Consider the following 16807-nt stretch of genomic DNA (forward strand, 5'->3'; position numbering starts at 1 on the left):
CTCAGCGGGTCGTCGCCTTGTCAGCGGTAGGCGTACCGGCTGCGGATGCGTGCGCAGATCGTCCTGCAGGCCGCACGCGGACGCTCCAACACGCGCATCGCCCGGGAGAGCGGCCTGCGCCTGGACACGGTCCGGTGCTGGCGCGGCCGGTTCGCCGACCAGGGCCATCAGTGTTTCGAGTTCGGTGCTGTTGCGGGGGTGAGTGCGGTTGCCAGGGCGGCGAGGCGGTCATGTTCCTCGGGTGTGAGACGGCTGAACCGGTCGGCGACCGATTCGGCGAAGCGCTCCCGTAGGCGCACAATCAGCTGTTCGCCCTCCTGGGTGGCCGTTACGCGATTCACCCTGCGGTCCTCGCTGTCGCGCTCCCTCGCCAACAGCCCCCGTTTCTCCAGCCGGTCGATCATGCCGGTGACATTGGTCCTGTCGCAGCCGAGAGTGGTGGCCAGTTCACTGAAGGACGGCCGATCGGAAGTCAGGACGCACAGCAGCTGGGCCTGCTGAGCGGTCAGGCCGAACTCGCGTCCGAGGAGCGCGTAGAGGGCGGCGGCCTCGCGGTGCAGCGTGGTCACGGCGGCGGCAAGGGCATGCGAGGTCATGAGAGAGAGTCTAGATGATTGACCTCATCGACAATTTAGGGGAGTATCTCACCTATCGACATCATCACCTTTCGAGAGACTCAGGCATACACATGAACAGCAAGGTCGCAGTCGTGACGGGAGCGTCCCGGGGGATCGGGCGCGCTGTCGCCGAACGGTTGGGGGCGGATGGAGCGCGGGTGATCGTCAACTACCACTCGGACGCGGTCGCGGCGAAGGACGCCGTGGCCGCCGTCGAGCGTGCGGGCGGACGGGCCACCGCAGTGCGAGCCGATGTGCGCGACGCGACGCAGCTGAGCTCCCTGGTCGAGGCGGCCGTCGCGGAGTACGGCGGGCTGGATGTCCTCGTCAGCAACACGGGGATGGCGCGCCCCACATCCCTGGCGGATGCCACGGACGAGGACTTGGAGCTGCACCTCGCCATCAACACCCGGCCCGTCTTCAGAGCCCTGAAGGAGACCGCACTCCACATGCGCCACGGTGGGCGGGTCGTCGTGATCTCCAGCGGCTCGACCGTCGTGGCGCATCCCGGCGCGGGCCTCTACGCCGCGAGTAAAGCGGCAGCTGAGCAACTGGCCCGGACGGCGGCACACGAGCTCGGACCGCGCGGGATCACGGTGAACAGCGTGTTGCCCGGCGCTACCCGCACCGAGGCCCTGCAAGCTCAGATGCCGGCTGACGTGGCCGCGTCCATCCGTAGCCAGACGCCCCTCGGCCGCCTGGGCGAGCCGGCCGACATCGCATCGGTGGTCGCGTTCCTGGTCTCGGACGAAGGCGCATGGATCAACGGCCAGACCATCCACGCAAGCGGTGGCCTCTTCTGAGGTGCCCTGGCAGTTGTTGCCCTTGCATGCCTGATGACGGTGTCTTCGCCGGTCAGGCACAGAGTCGCTGAACCGTGGAAGTCGTGGCCTGTGCGGCCTGACGGCGCAGCAGCACGTTCCCGCGCTCCGACTCGCCGACCCGCCCGCTGGAGTACTCCCCACCATCAAGGAGAGGCATGTCCGACCCCCCTGGCCGGAAGCCCGACCGAAGCGACCGCGTCGGCCCCTGAACAGCCGATGCCCAGGGCAACGGGCTGCCCATTCGACCCGCCCCCGGCACTCGAAGCGAGGCAGCGGAAAGGCCCCCTCACTCGGTGAACCGGCCGCGCCAGCACCGGACCGTGTCCAGGCGCAGGCCGCTCTCCCGGGCGATGCGAGTGTTGGAGCGTCCGCGTGCGGCCTGCAGGACGGTCTGCGCGCGCATCCGCAGCCGGTACCCAGTCTTGTGGCCGTAGGCCCTCAGTTTCAGCCGCTCGTGCTCGGCGGCACGCGAGGTGATTGGACGGGCAGCGGCAACAGGCAAGGCAGACAGGCCGGTCGAGAGAAGCCCCTTCCCGATGTCCAACCTCGCGAAGCCACGGAAGGAGTCGGACCGAATGGAGGAAGCCGAAACCCGGTACCGACGAGCCCTTGAGGACGGGGAAGCCGAGTGCCCGTGCCCTGGAGCCGCTCACCACCGACCGGTGAACAGGTGCGGGTTCCTTCGCGCCGGACCCCCTCCGATGTTCTCCGACCCCCGCCTCGCAGACACCAGGGGTCAGGGCGCCAACCGCTCGACCAGCGCCCGCGCCCGATCCATCCTGACCTTCTTCGCCTGGGCGAACAGCGCGAAATCCCCGGCGTGCTCCTCGATCAGATCGTTCTGTGCCGCCGCCTCCGCGCCGTGCCAAACCCGGACCACCGAGGCCGTCTCCTTGCACGCCACGTCCGCGCTCGCCACCGCGGTCTCCTCCGCCGAGGCGACGTTGTCCTGCCAGCGCGGGTCCTGCGACGCCTCGGTGGGAGTGGAGTAGGCAAAACCCCGGTCCGCCATGCACGCGCTCCAGGCGGCGAACGCGTCCACCACGGCGGGGTCGCGCAACGAGGTGTCGAAGCCCGTGCTGATGTAGGAGTTCAGCAGGCTGTCGTCCGTGGCGGGAACCTCCGCCGACATCTCCTGCTGCGCCTGGCGCAGGCATCCGGTTCCGCTCTCGTCCCCGTGGGCCGCCCGGTACTCGGTGACCGGGAGGCTCTGACGCTCCTCCCGCACCCGCTCCACCCTCTCCTCGTGCTCGGACGCGGGCGGCGCCTGGTAGCCGTACAGTTCGGCCACGCCCGTCTCGATCACGCCGTAGCGACGCCGGTGCGCGGAGTCGATCCCCTCCTCCTCGGGCGCGGGGACGACCCGCCAGTCCATGCCGTTCTCCCTCATGCACTCGCGCACGAGCAGGTCCTCGGCGTAGCGCAGCGTGCGCATCTCGAAGGGGGAGAGCGTGTGCTCGTCGAAGGGGAGCGACAGGGCTCGGGCCTGCTCCTCCTCGGCAAGGAAACCGTTCCCGTCGTCGCCGCGGGCACCGCAGGCGGCCAGGCCGAGGACCAGACCCAGTGCCGCCGCGGCGCCCGGAAGGCGCCGTCTGTTCATCGGCTGCTCCACTTCCCAGGGTCGAAGCCGGGGAGGCCGTGCACCGCTGCGCCCGATCTCCCCGGCCCAGGGGCTCACCAGATACGGATCGAGCTGATCCGGTTGTCGAAACCGTTGTTGGTCAGGTCGCTGTCGACCGAATTCGCCTGGGCGTAGTAGGACGGGCCCTCGCCATTCGCGTGTGCGTAGAAGGACGCGTCGTTGGGCTTCCGGTTCTTCATGGAGCTGGCGTTGTCGTTGACGTCGCGGCAACCCGAGCCGCTCCAGCAGCGGCCCTGCAGGTTGTAGACGTGTCCGGAGGTCCGGAAGGACCCGCCCGCGTAGTCGTCGTGTTCGTAGAGGTAGATGTAGGTGGCCTGCGCCTCGACGGCGGGGATGCTCGCGGCCGAGGCCGTCGAGGCCGTGCCGAGCACGCCGGCCAGGGTGATGGAGCCGAGCGCGCCGACGATGGCGAACATACGCCTCTTGCTGGACAAGGGGTTCTCCTTTTGGGCATCAGTGGCCAGAGGGAGCCATCCATGAATTCTCGCTCATGGAATTTCTTCCTTCATCGAATATAACCAACGAGGCGCGGGCGCGAAAGGAGGTGTCATGGCCGCATCAGGCCGTCGCAAGTTTCTTCACCTAAACTCACAGTCGAATTCGGTTATTTTGGCGTCTTTTGGGAGGGCGTGAATTCCGGGTGTGGCGGTGCAGCGGGGGTGGGTGGGGGAGTAGCGCGGCGGATCATCGCCGCCGGACGCCCCTGGGCTGACCGGACACGATCGGGACAAGGCACGCGCCGGGTGCCCTCAACCGTGCCGCGTGGCCACTGTGGGACCGCCTCCGAGCCCTGGCCCCTTCGTCGCGCGGGACGACCAGCACGACCCCAGGCCTGCGCAGTCGCGCGGGCCCGTGGTCCGCCGTGAGGAGGGCTTCGTCATCTCGGCGTGCACCCGGCGCACCGTGCCGGTGCACCCCGCTGACGCCGCCGAACTCCAGCCCCGGCCACCGGTCCCTAGACTGCCTGAGCCGACGACGGACGGAACAGGACAAGGGGTGGGACAGCGGTGCGACGACGTGTGGGGGACGTGCTCGGCTGGAGCGGGGTCACGGTGCTCGTGGGCGCCCTGATCCTGACCACGCCCCACGTCTCGAATTTCAGCGAGCGGGCCGCGCCGGGCAGCCAGGGCCCGGCGCTCCTGGTCGGCCTGACGCTGCTGCTGGCCGCCGCGGTGCTGGGGTGGGTGTCCCTGACCGCCACCCGCGACCCCGACCGGCTCGCCGCGCGCCCGACCCTGGGCAGCGCGCTGGGCCGCGGTGCCGTGGTCCTGGTGGTGCTCGCGGTGGTGTGGGCGGCCTTCCCCACCCGTCACCTGGCCGCGATCGTGGACAACGACGGTTATCGGATGTTCTCCGACCACGTCCTGGCCCTGTGGGTCGGGGTGTGCCTGGTGGCCCTGGGCACGGCCCTGGCGCTGGGAGCGGCCACGGCCCTGCCCTGGCACCGGTGGAAGCGGGTGCTGACCGGGGCGGCGGCGGGCACCCTGGTCGTGGCGTTGGTCTGGACGTTGGTGCCCGCGGCCCTGACCCGGGCCTTCATGGTCGAGCACACCGTGGCCGCCGCCGACGGCGGGCAGGCGGCGCCGGTCCCGGCCACGATCAGCCGGGTGGGGTGGACCTGGGAGCCCGAGCACCCGGTGCTGGACCCGGTGCTGGGCGTGGAGCGGGGTCCGCGCGGGCCCCTGGTGCTCTACGACGACGGGTTCGTGGCCCTGGACGGGGCCACCGGCGAGGAGTTGTGGACCTACCGGTTGCCCTTCTCCCGTCAGGCGCAGGCCGGGGTGTTCGCGGGCCAGGACCGCTACGCCTACCTGTCGCACGTCACCGAAGCCACGCCTGAGTCTGAGCCGCAGACCCACGCGATGGTGGTGCTGGACGCCGCCACCGGCGAGGTGGTGCGCGAGACGCCCATGCCCGCCCTGACCTGGCAGGGACAGGAGAAGTCCCCACCGCTGCGCTACCTCACCCCCGACGTGCGCGTCTTTCGCGTCCACGAGGACGGGCGGTCCCTGGTCGTGGCCTACGCCACCGACTCCACCGAGCGCCTGTGGGAGGTCGAACTCCGGGAGGGGGCCGGTGAACGCTGGTGCCAGTGGGCTGATGACGGTGGGATCCGCGGTCACGGCGACCGGGTGCTGGTGGCGCGCCTGTGCCTGGACCAGGAGCACCTCCCCGAGGAGGATGTTGAATCGACCCTGTACAGGATGGACGTGCCCGAGGACGCGGTGGAGAGCGTGACCGCGCTGGACGTGTCCACGGGTGAGCGGGTGTGGCGCCAGGAGTGGACACCCGACAATCTGTCTTACACGCAAGTGCCCATCATCGGCGCCGTGCGCGAGGGGCGCGGGGGTGAGGCGGTGGCCCGCACTCCGGGCGGGGCGTTCGCCGTGGACGACGGCGCTTCCGCTCAGGTGTTCCCTCCGGCACCGGACCCCATGTATGAGTACGCCGTGGGTGTGGACACCCGGGGCGCGGTGGTGCTGCGCGACCGGGGCGGAGATGAGCCTGGTCTGCTGCTGGTCACCGACGCCAGCGGGGAGGTCGTCCAGCGCAGCGAGGTCGAGGTGGACGCGGACCTGTGGGCACCGGTGAACCAGGCCCGCGTCCTGGAGTCGGTGCTGGTCGTGCCGCACCTGGCCTGGGACGACGCCGACCGTCGGGTCCTCACCGTCTCCGTCCTGCCCTGGGAGGGCGAGGCCGCTCAGCAGGGCTGGACGCAGATCCTGCTGGAGGACGGCGAGGGTCCTGTCGAAGCGCCGGACCTGCTGGGCGTTGGCGACTACGGCGTTCTTCCGGTTCCCGGGGCGGTGGTCTCCCACGTGGAGGACCGCCTGTACGGGCTGGTGCCCTAGGCCTTCTTCTGGTGGTTCCGAGTACGCATGCTCATGCGGGCGAAGGAGGCGCCGCCCAGGCTGAACAGCATGACGAATTCGGCAGCCCCCCGACGGCTTCCTCTACCGCCATCCCCGGCTCGCGGTCCTGCTGCGGGTCGTCGGGGTGGCCGTCGCGTTCGCAGCGGTCGGCGCATCAGTCAGCCTGGAGCCGGTGTGGCCAGACACGAAGAAGGGTGCCTGGGCCGCTGAACGCCCAGTCCGGTGGTTCGCTAGATTGCGGTGCATGCGCATCCCTCTCCGTTCCGCCGCCGCAGCCGCCGTCGTCGTGGCGGCCAGCGCGTGCACGGTGGCCCCCGGCCCTGGCGAACCCGCCCCGGACAACGCCGTGGTGCGCCTGCAGGAGGCCGGGTACGTGCCGGTGACCTCCGGCATCAGCCCGCGCGAGCACCTGCTGTGCACCCCCGACGGGGAGCGGGCTCCCGCCTGCACGGAACAGGGACAGGTGCGCTGGTCACTACCGCTGGAGGGCGAGTATCGCCTGACCGGTAGCCTCACCCTGCACCACCTGGACACCGGTGCACGCCCACGCGACTCCTCCAACCCCTTCAAGGCCGTGGACGCCGGTGAGAACGGCGTGCTCTACGCCGAGAACGCCCTGCTGCGCATGGTGGACGCCGACACCGGTGAACTGCTGTGGACCACGGATCTGCGTGAGAGGTCCGACATCGACTTCCTGCACTCGGGGCTGTGGTCACTGCACGCCGACGACGACCGGATCGTGCTGCGCTTCGGAGGCGGATTCGTGCAGGTCGACGCCGCGGACGGCAGCGTGTCCAGCGTCGCGCCCCGAGCGGAGTGCGCCGGTGACCTGGTGGCCATCAACGGCAACGAGGCCGTCCTGGAGCACTGCGGTGGGCAAGAGGGCTTCTACCTGGCCCTGGACCTGTCCACGGGCGAGGTCCTGTGGGAGTTCCGCAGGGCCGACCCGGAGGAGATGGCCGGTGACCTGCTGCGCACCGGTACCTCCTGGGTATGGGTCAGTGACGTCGATGACGGTCCGGCCACCGCGGTGGAGACCAGCGGCGGCAGTCTGGGGCCCGCTGGCCTTGGCACGATCGGCCTGAACCAGATCGGCGACATCGCGGTGGCCTGTCTCGTGCCGGGTTCTTTAGAGGCTCGGAACCAACGCTTCGGTATCTGATGACACCGATTCCTGCTGGTAGAAGTTGTCCTTGGACTCCGCCGGCGGGATCAGACCGATCTCGCCGTGCAGGCGGCGGTGGTTGAACCAGTTCACGTACTTTGGCCACTGCGATCCCCCTCATCCAGCTGCTCCCAGTTCCTGTGGTTGCGGGTCAATTCGGCCACAGCTAGGAGATAGGCCGGTGAGAGAGCCGGTGGACGCCACACACCCAGAATCATTGGAAACCCCCACGCGTGGGAGCACGGCTGGTTAGCCTGCCAGCGTGACGACCTCCGACACCTCCACCTCTACTCCGGGTACCGACCGTATTGATGAGCTGCGCGAACGCATGATCATTCGCCTGCGAGCCGTCAACGCCCTGCACTCCGAACCAGTCACCAGAGCGGTGCGCACCGTGCCCCGCCACGCCTTCGCTCCGGAGTTCCCTCTGGAGGAGGTCTACGACCCGGAGACGGTGCTGCGCACTCGCTTCGCCGACGACGGCACCGCCACCAGCTCGGTCTCAGCGACCTGGGTGCAGACCCTGATGCTGGAACGCGCCCGACTCCGCCCCGGCATGCGGGTGCTGGAGGTCGGGTCGGGCGGCTACAACGCCGCACTGGCCGCTGAGGTCGTCGGACCCGCCGGATCGGTGACCTCCCTCGACATCGACCCCGCGGTCATCGACCGCGCCCGCACCCACCTGACCCAGGCCGGATACGCCGACCGGGTGGAGCTGGTCGTCGGCGACGCCGAACACGGCCACCCCAGCAGCGCACCCTACGACCGGATCATCGTCACGGCCGCCGCCACCGACCTGCCTCCGACCTGGACTCATCAGCTCGTCGACGGTGGACGCCTCGTGCTCCCGTTGGGGGTGCGGGGTTTCCAGCGCGTCTACGCCTTCACTCGCCACGGCGCACTGCTGCTGGGCGAGACCGGCAACCACGCGGGGTTCGTCCCCATGCAGGGCCTGGGCGCTTCCGCCTCCACCACCGTGCCGGTCACCGACACGGTCGAGCTGACCACCGACGCCGACCCTACGCCCGCCCCCGAAGCCCTGTCCGCAGTGTTCGCTCTCCCCGCTCAGGAGCAGTTCACCGGGGTCCGTATCGCTGGCATGGAACCCTTCAGCGCCCTGCAGATGTGGATGGCCACCGGGCTACCCCACTTCGCCACCCTGACCGGCACCGCCGACGATTTCCGCTACCGACCTATGACCCATGCCCTGATCCCGGCGATGTGGGACGGGACCTCACTGGCCTACCTGCTGCTCCCCGCGGTACCCGATGCCTCCGCCACATACGAGTTCGTGGCCTGCGGTCACGGGCCCGACGCCGCCGACGTAGTCGCCACCATGGCCGACCACGTCCGTCGCTGGGACCGCGACCACCGCGGCGGGCCCGGTCCCCGGTTCCTGGCCCATCCTGACTTCCCACCTGGGGACGGGATCATTCGCACCCGCCACACCCGTCTGCTGGCCCTGTGGGACCAGGCCGAGGAGGACCACGGTTTGGACTGGCCCGCCGACCCCGGCAGGTGAGCTTCGTGCGGGTGGGCGCACGGTTTTTCGGATAGGGAAGGGACCCGCCCCTGACTCCACGCACGCGGGGGCACGGTGGTGGCTGGACGCATGGTCACGTGACATGGCGAAGGGCCCGCCTCCGATCCCGGTGCGCTGGATGCTTACTGGACAGCGGGACGGGCCCGCCGCGTCAGAACTCCTGGAGGTTCTTCCTCCGTGGTTGGTGGTCTCGCGGCTGGCCTCGGCCCGTCAGGTGTTGAGCCGCTCCAGCGCCGCACGCAGTCGCTCCAGGATGCGCTCGCGGCCCAGCAACTCCAGCGACTCGAACAGCGACAGCCCGACCGCGCGGCCGGTGACCGCGGCCCGCACCGGCGCCTGAGCCTTGCCGAGCTTGAGCCCTTGAGCGGCCCCGGCCTGCTCAAGGGCTCCCTTCAAGGATTCGGCGTCCCAGGTCAGGGACTCATCGGAGAAGGCGGCGATCGAGGCGGTGAGCATTTCCGCGCCGATCCCGGGCTTCATGGCCTTGGCCCAGCTCTTGTCATCGAAGACGGGCGCGTCCAGGATGCGCGGAGGCGAAATGCCCGGCGATGCGGATATTCATTCCGACCCATCCGGGCGGCGGAGCCCCCTACGTGCCATCGGAGACCACCCAGTGTCACCGTGCCCTGGAACAGCCGAGCAATCACCGAGCATTCCCATGGCTATCAAGGCACGGATCAAATCCGTTAGTGCCTAGAGCTGTCCTCACAGTAGACAGCAGTCCAGGTACTTGAGTTCGGTGAGTGAACCTTACCGGTGGTTAGAACAGAACTTGCTGCAGAAGTGGGGCCGTGACGTGCCTACGGCATGCCGCACCTACGTCACCGATTCCATAATCGTTCCGTGATGTCCTGTCTCAAACAACCCGCCACCGTCTCACTGAAGACGCAACCGTTCGTCGAGAATCTCGTTCAATCCACGCGCCACGGGCCGCGCGGAGGGGCGCGCACCGACAGAACGGGCCCCGGGCGAGGGCCTGCTCTCAGGTGCGGGTGCAACAGCTTGACCGCACGCACCGGTCCCGCGCCCTCGACCCGGCCCGCTCCTTCGATCAGCGGGGACGTCGGAAGGCCGAGCCCAGGTGCTCGCCTATCAGGGAGATGGCGGCGCGGGCGGGTCCGGCCGGCCGGTGGTAGATGAATCCGTGGTCGACGCCCTCGAACACGCGGTGCACGACTTCGACGCCTGCGCGTTCGAGGGCGCCCGCGAACCGGTCCGCCTCGTCCCTGAGGGTGTCGTGCTCGGCGGTGATGACCAGGGTCGGGGGAAGCCGGTCGAGTGCCGGGTGCAGTGCGGGTGAGACCAGCGGGAGGCTGGTGTCCGCTCCGGCGAAGTAGGTGTTCATGACGAGGTCCATCAACGCCTTTCCCACGACGGGCCGGGACCGGGGCGATGTCCGCTGCGCATTCGGCAGCGTCAGGTCGACCGGGGCGAACTCCACGGACAGGGCCGCAGGGGAGGGGGCCCCGCGCTCGATGGCCGTCAGGGCCACGCCCAGGGAGAGGTGCCCGCCGGCGCTGGGCCCGCCGACGGAGACCCGGTCGCCGTCCCAGCCGTGGGCCGTGCCGCTGCCGCGGACCCAGAGGTAGGCGTCGTAGCACTCCTCTCCGGCCACCGGATGGCAGACCTGGGGGGCGGCACGGTAGTCGGGCATGACGACGTAGCAGCCCAGTTCGGAGGCGAGATAGCGCGCGACGTTGCCTTCACCGAGCGGATAGCGCGTGATGAACCCCCCGCCGTGGATCAACATGTGCACCGGAGGGCTGCGACCGTCGGCGAGCTGTGACTCGATGTCCTCGGAGGTGGGGCTGAAGACCAGGGCGCCGATATCACCGTGGCGGGTCGGGATCCGCACGGTCGCAGGCGCGGCGACCGGCTTGGTCGCGAACTCCACCTCCGGCGGGAGCAGTAGAAAGCGGTTCATCGCGGGGTAGGTCAGTTGGAGCGCCCGTGCGGCGAGTGCGGGCCGCCAGGCGATACGGGGATCCCTCTTCATGCGCTTGGTCCTTTCGGGTAGCGAGGTTGAGGAACCCGAGCGTAAACCCACGCTAAGCGCCGGATCCTGTTCCGGTGTTCCTCGACCCCCTGACCGTGGCCACCTGGCTGGGCTGGACCCCCGCGACCTGTCCCGTCCCCGGCCACAAAAAGGCCGACACCCTTTCGGGTGCTGACCTCCGTCGGTCTCGCCTCTTCTCGCCCCGGCTTACCTTGCGGCTCGCCGTAGCTTCGGGAGAACCGGACCAAATCCTATAGCGATCCTCCTCGACTCCCGGGTCCTCCAATCGGTCGCACGATCGAGCCGCACGGAGGACACGGGGGGCGAGGATGATTACTACAGGATCTAGTGGTAGAGCCGTGAACTGGCTCTTTAGGCCATAGCCGAAAGCTGTTGCCGGATCGTGCGCGGTGACCGAAAGCTGTAAATGGCATGCCCTAACAGAACCTGGAGTCCTCTTGCGCTTGAAGACCTTCCTCACCCCAGCCCTTGTCGCCCTCATGTCCACCGGCCTGTTCGCGACCGCCGCCCCCGCCTTCGCTGCCACGGCGCCGCTCGCTAGCAGTGCTGTTTCCGCGAACTCGGCCATCGCCGGGCAAATGCTGTACGTGACCCCGGGAGCCAACATGTACACCTTCGCTTTGGGCGGCGAGTACATCGGGACGATCGGCGGTGCCAGCTACCTGGTCGAATGCAAGAAGTACGCTGGCTCGGGCACGATGGCCTGGGTCTACTCCAGCAAGGTCGTCGCCGGAGGGGCCTGGGGTTACATCGACATCAATCACGTCACGAGGTCCGGTTCGGTCCCCAACTGCTGAGGGGTTCGGGGGTTCTCCGGGCCTGGAGGCCGACCAGGTGCAGGAGAGTGCAGTCGGCGGCCGCGGCGCCCCGAAACTGCGGATCACCGCAGCCCCCGTACAGACTGCGGTGATCCGCAGTTTCGCGGTCGCGCAGGTCAGCGCGTCGCTGTCGTCGGCTCCGCCGTGGCCACCGCCCGACCGGACGCGGGCACAAAAGACCGGCCCCCGCGCAACGATGCGTTGCGCGGGGGCCGGTTTCAGATTCTCGCCCTCGACCGAGGGGGCTCGTGGGGGGCGAACCAAGTACACCGGAAAGACATCCGATGGGTGCAAGGTGTCAAGCCACGACCCGCAGCCCGGGTTCGAGCGGGTTCGGGAAGGCGGTGGTCTCGTCGTAGGGGACGCCGTGCTGGAGGCAGTGGAACAGGCAGCTCAGGAACCGGTTGAAGAGGTTGCGTAGGGCGCTGGCATGGCGGTCCCCGGCCTCTCGGCGCCGGTCGTAATGGGCGCGGGGACCGGAGCGTTGGAGGCTGGCGAAGGTCCAGACGTAACCCGCAGCGGCCAGCCGCTGGTTCTTGACGCGGCGGTGCATGACCTGGGCCTGCTCGGAGCCCGCGGGGAGGGGCCGGTGGCGATGCAGGTCGGTGCGCAGCACGTTCGCCAAGGTCATCGCGTCGGCGTGGTCGGACTTGGCGCGGGCGACGGAGTGGCGCTCGCGGTAGCGGGCCACCGCGAGCGGGTTGATGCAGTAGACGGTGCGGCCCGAGGCGCGCAGGCTGGCGACCAGCAGGCCGCGGCTGGTCTCGATAGCGACCGGAAGCGGATCCTCGGGGCTCTCGTGTTCGGCGAGCAACTCCAGGAGCAGGGCCAGGCCCTGGGCGTCGTCGGTGATGCGCTGCTTGGCCAGCAGGTGGCCGTCTGCGTCGATGAGGGCGGTGTCGTGATGGTCTTCTGCCCAGTCGATCCCGCAACAGACCGGGGGCCGGTCGGTGGTGGTCAAGGGAGACTTCACCTCTTCCGGTGTGCTGTTGTCGCAGGTGCGAGCCTGGTTGGAGCCGCGCGCCGCCCTGATAGAAGGACTCGGTGGTCCGACATCCGATAAGCCGTTCGCGGTTCCAGCGACCGGCGGGGGCTCCGTCTTGCGCGAGGGCTCATCGGCCCGTGATCTGTGAAGAGGTGACCCTGTCCGGCGGCTCGGACCACGACCATTCAAACCCGGCTGTGACCTGCGTGTACGGCGTTTTCATGAAGTCGCGAACGGGCCGGGCGTGACGCTCTTTCCGTAGAGGTCGGGCCTCGGGGGCAATGTGGTCATCGCCCGGCCCGGTCGCTCCCCGTCCCACACGGTCAGGTGGAACGGCCCCTGAGGTGTGTCTGTCTACGGGGAGAACTCCGCAGGTTCGAGTCCGAGATGGACATCGCCCCGGGGCCGTTGTGCAGCTATTAGGGGTAATGGCCTCTTCCGGTCATGGTCCGATCCGGCCGCACCAGCCGGGCCACCGCCTGTGCGGCCCCGTGCTCCTGAAGCTACGGTGAGGGGCAAGGACGAAGGCGCGTGCATAACGTGGCTGACATGACTGCTCATCTGTCCCACGGCGAACGACTCCTCGCGGTCAACGGCGTCGAGCTGTGCGTCGAGACCTTCGGAGACCACACGGACCAGGTGATCGTGCTGGTCGCCGGGGCCTCTGCCTCGATGCTGTGGTGGGACGCCGAACTGTGCGGGCGGATCGCCGCCCGCGGCCGGTTCGTGATCCGCTTCGATCACCGCGACACCGGCCGCTCGACCTGCTACCCGCCGGGCCAGCCGGCGTACTCCTGCACCGACCTGGCCCAGGACGTGCTCGGCATCCAGGACGCCCTGGGCATCGAACGCGCCCATGTGGTCTGTCAGTCGATGTTCGGCCAGAGCGGCCTCATCCTCGGCGTGGACCACCCCCACCGGGTCGCGTCGCTGACGTTCGTCTCGAGCTCGACCGGGGCCGACGACCTGCCACCGCCCTCCAGCGACCTGGCCATGCCCGCCCAACCGCGTTCCTCCGACACGGCCGCGGTCGTGGAGTACGTGATCGCCGACGCGCGGGCCTGCGCCGGCGACTCGCCGTACTTCGACGAGGCCGCGGTCCGGACGCTGGTCGAACGCGACGTGGCGCGCGCCAGGAACTACGCGTCCACGCTGGTCAACCACTACGCCATCGACCTCGACGGACCGGCCCGCGGCGGCTTCGGCGACATCGCGGCGCCCACGCTCGTGGTCCACGGTGACCGAGACCCGCTCCTGCCGCCGGCGCACGGCGAGGCGTTGCGTGCGGCGATCCCCGGGGCCGAGCTGTTGGTCCTGCGGGGGGCCGGTCACGACCTGCCCGGGCCGGTGTGGGACGACTTCGTGTCGGCCCTGGTCCGGCACACGGGAGGCGGCCGCCCGTGAACCGGTTGCGGTCGGCGCTGTGGCCGCCGCTCTTCGACGGCCTCGCCGACCCGGGGCGATGGCACGCCTGGCCGCCGAGGCGGAGGAGGCCGGGCGGGACGGCTGCTTCGTGTGGGACCACCCGGGTGCAGACAAGGCCCAGTTCTCCCGAAGCTACGGCGAGCCGCAAGGTAGCTGGCCCTGCGCAGGACCGGCCCGGGGCGTGAGACTGGTAAGAGCCGTTGATCCAGTGGTCTGTATTCTCCGTGGTTCCCGCCGCTTCGGTCACTTTGTGTGGTCGTTCGAGGTGTAGCGGTTCCAGGTACCACACTCTTGAGGAGCGCTCCGGGCTGACAGCCTTCTCATGGGGGGCGAACCAGGTACACCGGAAAGCGGCAACGGGGCTTTCCAGCGAAGCCCGGAAGTGGCCTGACCGCACTGATAAGAGCGGTTACCGGAGCCCAGAACCAGGTGGTACCGGGACCAACCACGCCGGTCCGCTAGACCACTCCGAACGCGTGGATTGGTCTACCTCCTGACCTGTGGAAACGCTAGGTCATTGCCGCTTCCCGGCGTACCTGGTCCGCCCCCGGAGTAACCTGAACCGCGCGGGTTGGGGCTCCACGAAGATGGGAGGGGCCCCGACGAACCAACGGACCATGACCTTGAGCAAGGTGAGCTTGGGAGTTCAGGGTTTGTCCGAAGGGCGGTCGCTCCTCACCACCAGGACGAGGATCCCCAGGGAGGCTCCAGCGGCGGCGCCCGCTGCCAGCAAGGAATCAGGCCACGACGCTCCCGCTGCTGGTGGTGGACGAGGTCGGCTACATCCCGTTCGAGCCGGAGGCGGCCAACCTGTTCTTCCAGTTGGTCTCCAACCGCTATGAGCGGGCGTCGTTGATCGTGACGTCGAACAAGGCGTTCGGGCGGTGGGGAGAGGTGTTCGGCGATGCCACGGTGGCCGCGGCCATGATCGACCGTCTGGTGCACCATGCGGAGGTGGTCCCGCTCAAGGGCGACAGCTACCGGTTGAAGGACCGGGATCTGGGTCGGGTTCCGCCATCGGCCGGGACGGCTCGTTAGCAGGTCACACGCGAAGGGAGGGGGTCAACTTTCAGGCGCCGCGAGGGGGTCACTTTTCAGCCGTCGTTGACAGCCATCCCGTACTAGACCGAGGAGTACGTGCGCGCAACAGGTTCGGCGAGGAGGAAGATCCCTTCTCCGCGATGGGAAGCACCGACGCCACTGGCGTGTAGGCATGTCCATCGCGCGTCGTACCCGTCTTGGGCCAGGACGCTGAGTACTCGGTGTAGCCCTAGCCCTCGCCCTCGCTTTCGCCAGCGCAGGGCTTCCACGTTCTCCACGAAGACGTACCTGCATTCCAGCTGGCGAATAGTGCTTCTGCCCGGGAGCGCTGCGCCGGAACGGCGGGCTGCATGATGCTGCCCGCCGTTCGCATCGTCAGCGGCCGATGCTGTCCAGCTCGATGACGTCCTTTTCTGAGAGCGAGAGGGCTGCACCGGCGATGTTCTCGCGCAGGTGCGCCACCTTGGAGGTGCCCGGGATGAGGAGGACGTTCTCCGAACGCTGCAACAGCCACGCGAGAGCGATGGCCATCGGCTTGGTGTCCAGCCGCGCGGCGACGTTCGACAGGGCGTCTGCCTGCAGAGGTGTGAACCCTCCGAGGGGGAAGAACGGGACGTAGGCGATACCGTCGGCGGCGAGGTCGTCGATCAGCGGGTCGTCCCCCCGGTTGGCGAGGTTGTACATGTTCTGCACACACACGATCGGCGCGACCTTGCGGGCTTCGGCGACCTGCTCGGTGGTGACGTTGCTGACCCCGAGCTGACGGATCAGTCCTTGCTGCTGGAGTTCGACAAGGGTCTCCATGGCTTCGGTGATCGAGCCGGGCTGCGGTCCCGTCGCGTCCCCCATACGCATGTTCACCAGGTCGAGGGTCTCTACGCCGAGGGTTTCGAGGTTCTCTCGTACCTGCTTGCGCAGGTCGTCGGGAGTGCGTGCGGTGGGCCACCCGCCCTCCGCGTCGCGGTTCGCTCCGACCTTGGTCGAGATCAGCACCGAGTCCGGGTAGGGGTGCAGCGCCTCACGGATCAGCTCGTTGGTGACGTGCGGGCCGTAAGCGCCGCTGGTGTCGATATGGGTGATCCCCTGCTCGACGGCGTCGCGCAACACCGCGATCGCACCGTCGTGATCGGCGGGAGGACCCATCACCCAGGGGCCGGCGAGCTGCATCGCCCCGTATCCGAACCGGGTGACGGTGCGGTCGCCGAGGTTCCAGGTGCCGCCGGGGAGCGTGGTCGGGGTCGTGGTCATCTCGTTGTGCCTTTCCGGTGTCTGCAGTCGGGGGTGGTGCCTCACACCCGCATGCATCAGTATTGGAGAGCAACTCTCTTCTAGGAAGTACGCACCTCAAAGTGCGTTACCTCCCCGCGTGAAGGATGATCGTCGTGGCGACAACGACCGCAGCCCAAAGACGGGACCAGGACAGGAACGCCTACAACGCGTTCCTCGCCGTGTGTCCGAGCCGTCAGCTCCTGGATCGGCTCTCCGACAAGTGGGTCGTGCTGATCCTGTGTGCCCTCGGCGGCGACAGCCCCGGCGGCGACGGAGAGCCCGGGTCCCTTCGGTACTCGGAGCTGTCCCGCCTCATCGCGGGGGTCAGCCAGAAGATGCTCACCCAAACCCTCCGCTCGTTGGAGCGGGACGGGTTGATCACCCGCACTGTCACCCCCACCGTCCCGGTCACGGTCGACTACGCGTTGACCGACCTCGGCCTCTCGCTCCACCAGACCACGCGCCAGCTCAGAACCTGGGCACAGGGGAACATGGACGCCGTCCAGGCCAACCGCGACCAGTACGACGCGCACAGCTGAAACCCGCCCAGAGCTCGTCCCAGGCCCCGCGACGCGGCGCTAAGCCCGG

13 protein-coding genes and 4 pseudogenes are annotated in these 16807 nt (G+C 68.8%); 9 read left to right on the plus strand and 8 right to left on the minus strand.

What is annotated here, in order from left to right; genetic code table 11:
- Positions 1-45: 45 nt before the first annotated feature.
- Positions 46-156, plus strand: a pseudogene (locus NDAS_RS29695) (helix-turn-helix domain-containing protein); the annotation flags it as partial.
- An 11-nt stretch (positions 157-167) separates the two neighbouring features.
- Here NDAS_RS29695 and NDAS_RS06485 read toward each other — a convergent pair.
- Positions 168-596: a MarR family transcriptional regulator gene (locus tag NDAS_RS06485; RefSeq protein WP_013152346.1), complete on the minus strand. Its 429-nt coding sequence runs from the start codon at positions 594-596 to the stop codon at positions 168-170.
- Positions 597-688: 92 nt separating this feature from the next.
- Here NDAS_RS06485 and NDAS_RS06490 point away from each other — a divergent pair, with 92 nt between their 5' ends.
- Complete coding sequence (locus NDAS_RS06490) at positions 689-1420, plus strand: SDR family oxidoreductase (protein ID WP_013152347.1); 732 nt, start codon at positions 689-691, stop codon at positions 1418-1420.
- 307 nt (positions 1421-1727) lie between these two features.
- Here the strand turns inward: NDAS_RS06490 and NDAS_RS28520 are convergent, their stop codons facing one another.
- The 3 genes from NDAS_RS28520 to NDAS_RS06500 form a co-directional block, all read right to left on the minus strand.
- The gene (locus tag NDAS_RS28520) at positions 1728-1844 is read right to left on the minus strand and encodes a helix-turn-helix domain-containing protein (protein ID WP_197724876.1); all 117 of its coding nucleotides are present in this window, start codon (positions 1842-1844) and stop codon (positions 1728-1730) included.
- A 333-nt stretch (positions 1845-2177) separates the two neighbouring features.
- Positions 2178-3041, minus strand: coding sequence for a hypothetical protein (locus NDAS_RS06495; protein ID WP_013152349.1), 864 nt, complete (start codon positions 3039-3041; stop codon positions 2178-2180).
- Positions 3042-3115: 74 nt separating this feature from the next.
- Positions 3116-3517 carry a peptidase inhibitor family I36 protein gene (locus NDAS_RS06500; RefSeq protein ID WP_013152350.1) on the minus strand — a complete coding sequence of 134 codons (402 nt, stop codon included), beginning with the start codon at positions 3515-3517 and terminating at the stop codon, positions 3116-3118.
- A gap of 573 nt (positions 3518-4090) precedes the next feature.
- Between NDAS_RS06500 and NDAS_RS06505 the strand changes: the two genes are divergently transcribed.
- The 3 genes from NDAS_RS06505 to fxlM all read left to right on the plus strand — a co-directional run bounded on the left by NDAS_RS06505 (position 4091) and on the right by fxlM (position 8643).
- Positions 4091-5935: an outer membrane protein assembly factor BamB family protein gene (locus NDAS_RS06505; protein WP_013152351.1), complete on the plus strand. Its 1845-nt coding sequence runs from the start codon at positions 4091-4093 to the stop codon at positions 5933-5935.
- 265 nt (positions 5936-6200) lie between these two features.
- A complete protein-coding gene (locus NDAS_RS06510; RefSeq protein ID WP_013152352.1) occupies positions 6201-7118 on the plus strand; it encodes an outer membrane protein assembly factor BamB family protein in 918 nt (305 codons plus the stop codon).
- A gap of 265 nt (positions 7119-7383) precedes the next feature.
- Complete coding sequence (gene fxlM / locus NDAS_RS06515; RefSeq protein WP_013152353.1) at positions 7384-8643, plus strand: methyltransferase, FxLD system; 1260 nt, start codon at positions 7384-7386, stop codon at positions 8641-8643.
- Between the two features lie 231 nt (positions 8644-8874).
- Here fxlM and NDAS_RS06520 read toward each other — a convergent pair.
- Together NDAS_RS06520 and NDAS_RS06525 are read right to left on the minus strand one after the other, a co-directional pair.
- Positions 8875-9186 (minus strand): annotated as a pseudogene (locus tag NDAS_RS06520) (glutamate--tRNA ligase); the annotation flags it as partial.
- 529 nt (positions 9187-9715) lie between these two features.
- Positions 9716-10660, minus strand: a complete 945-nt coding sequence (locus tag NDAS_RS06525) for an alpha/beta hydrolase (protein ID WP_013152355.1) — start codon at positions 10658-10660, stop codon at positions 9716-9718.
- 464 nt (positions 10661-11124) lie between these two features.
- Here NDAS_RS06525 and NDAS_RS06530 point away from each other — a divergent pair, with 464 nt between their 5' ends.
- Positions 11125-11478, plus strand: coding sequence for a hypothetical protein (locus tag NDAS_RS06530; protein ID WP_126625056.1), 354 nt, complete (start codon positions 11125-11127; stop codon positions 11476-11478).
- A gap of 571 nt (positions 11479-12049) precedes the next feature.
- Here the strand turns inward: NDAS_RS06530 and NDAS_RS29700 are convergent.
- A pseudogene (locus tag NDAS_RS29700) lies at positions 12050-12460 on the minus strand (IS110 family transposase); the annotation flags it as partial.
- A 573-nt stretch (positions 12461-13033) separates the two neighbouring features.
- On the opposite strand from NDAS_RS29700, the gene NDAS_RS06540 reads away from it, so the two are divergent.
- Positions 13034-13888 carry an alpha/beta fold hydrolase gene (locus NDAS_RS06540; RefSeq protein WP_041552473.1) on the plus strand — a complete coding sequence of 285 codons (855 nt, stop codon included), beginning with the start codon at positions 13034-13036 and terminating at the stop codon, positions 13886-13888.
- A gap of 774 nt (positions 13889-14662) precedes the next feature.
- Positions 14663-14947 (plus strand): annotated as a pseudogene (locus tag NDAS_RS06545) (ATP-binding protein); the annotation flags it as partial.
- Between the two features lie 378 nt (positions 14948-15325).
- Here the strand turns inward: NDAS_RS06545 and NDAS_RS06550 are convergent.
- Positions 15326-16198: an aldo/keto reductase family oxidoreductase gene (locus NDAS_RS06550; protein WP_013152359.1), complete on the minus strand. Its 873-nt coding sequence runs from the start codon at positions 16196-16198 to the stop codon at positions 15326-15328.
- A gap of 125 nt (positions 16199-16323) precedes the next feature.
- Between NDAS_RS06550 and NDAS_RS06555 the strand changes: the two genes are divergently transcribed.
- Positions 16324-16758 (plus strand): winged helix-turn-helix transcriptional regulator, encoded by a 435-nt coding sequence (locus NDAS_RS06555; RefSeq protein WP_210745681.1) that lies wholly within the window; start codon positions 16324-16326, stop codon positions 16756-16758.
- Positions 16759-16807 lie beyond the last annotated feature (49 nt).

It is taken from the genome of Nocardiopsis dassonvillei subsp. dassonvillei DSM 43111 (assembly GCF_000092985.1).
Taxonomy (GTDB): domain Bacteria; phylum Actinomycetota; class Actinomycetes; order Streptosporangiales; family Streptosporangiaceae; genus Nocardiopsis; species Nocardiopsis dassonvillei.

What these genes read in the sequence shown, in the direction of transcription:
- NDAS_RS06485 (WP_013152346.1), bottom strand. Translation starts at nt 596, where the DNA reads ATGACCTCGCATGCCCTTGCCGCCGCCGTGACCACGCTGCACCGCGAG.
- NDAS_RS06490 (WP_013152347.1), top strand. Translation starts at nt 689, where the DNA reads ATGAACAGCAAGGTCGCAGTCGTGACGGGAGCGTCCCGGGGGATCGGG.
- NDAS_RS28520 (WP_197724876.1), bottom strand. Translation starts at nt 1,844, where the DNA reads ATGCGCGCGCAGACCGTCCTGCAGGCCGCACGCGGACGCTCCAACACT.
- NDAS_RS06495 (WP_013152349.1), bottom strand. Translation starts at nt 3,041, where the DNA reads ATGAACAGACGGCGCCTTCCGGGCGCCGCGGCGGCACTGGGTCTGGTC.
- NDAS_RS06510 (WP_013152352.1), top strand. Translation starts at nt 6,201, where the DNA reads ATGCGCATCCCTCTCCGTTCCGCCGCCGCAGCCGCCGTCGTCGTGGCG.
- NDAS_RS06525 (WP_013152355.1), bottom strand. Translation starts at nt 10,660, where the DNA reads ATGAAGAGGGATCCCCGTATCGCCTGGCGGCCCGCACTCGCCGCACGG.
- NDAS_RS06540 (WP_041552473.1), top strand. Translation starts at nt 13,034, where the DNA reads ATGACTGCTCATCTGTCCCACGGCGAACGACTCCTCGCGGTCAACGGC.
- NDAS_RS06550 (WP_013152359.1), bottom strand. Translation starts at nt 16,198, where the DNA reads ATGACCACGACCCCGACCACGCTCCCCGGCGGCACCTGGAACCTCGGC.
- NDAS_RS06555 (WP_210745681.1), top strand. Translation starts at nt 16,324, where the DNA reads ATGATCGTCGTGGCGACAACGACCGCAGCCCAAAGACGGGACCAGGAC.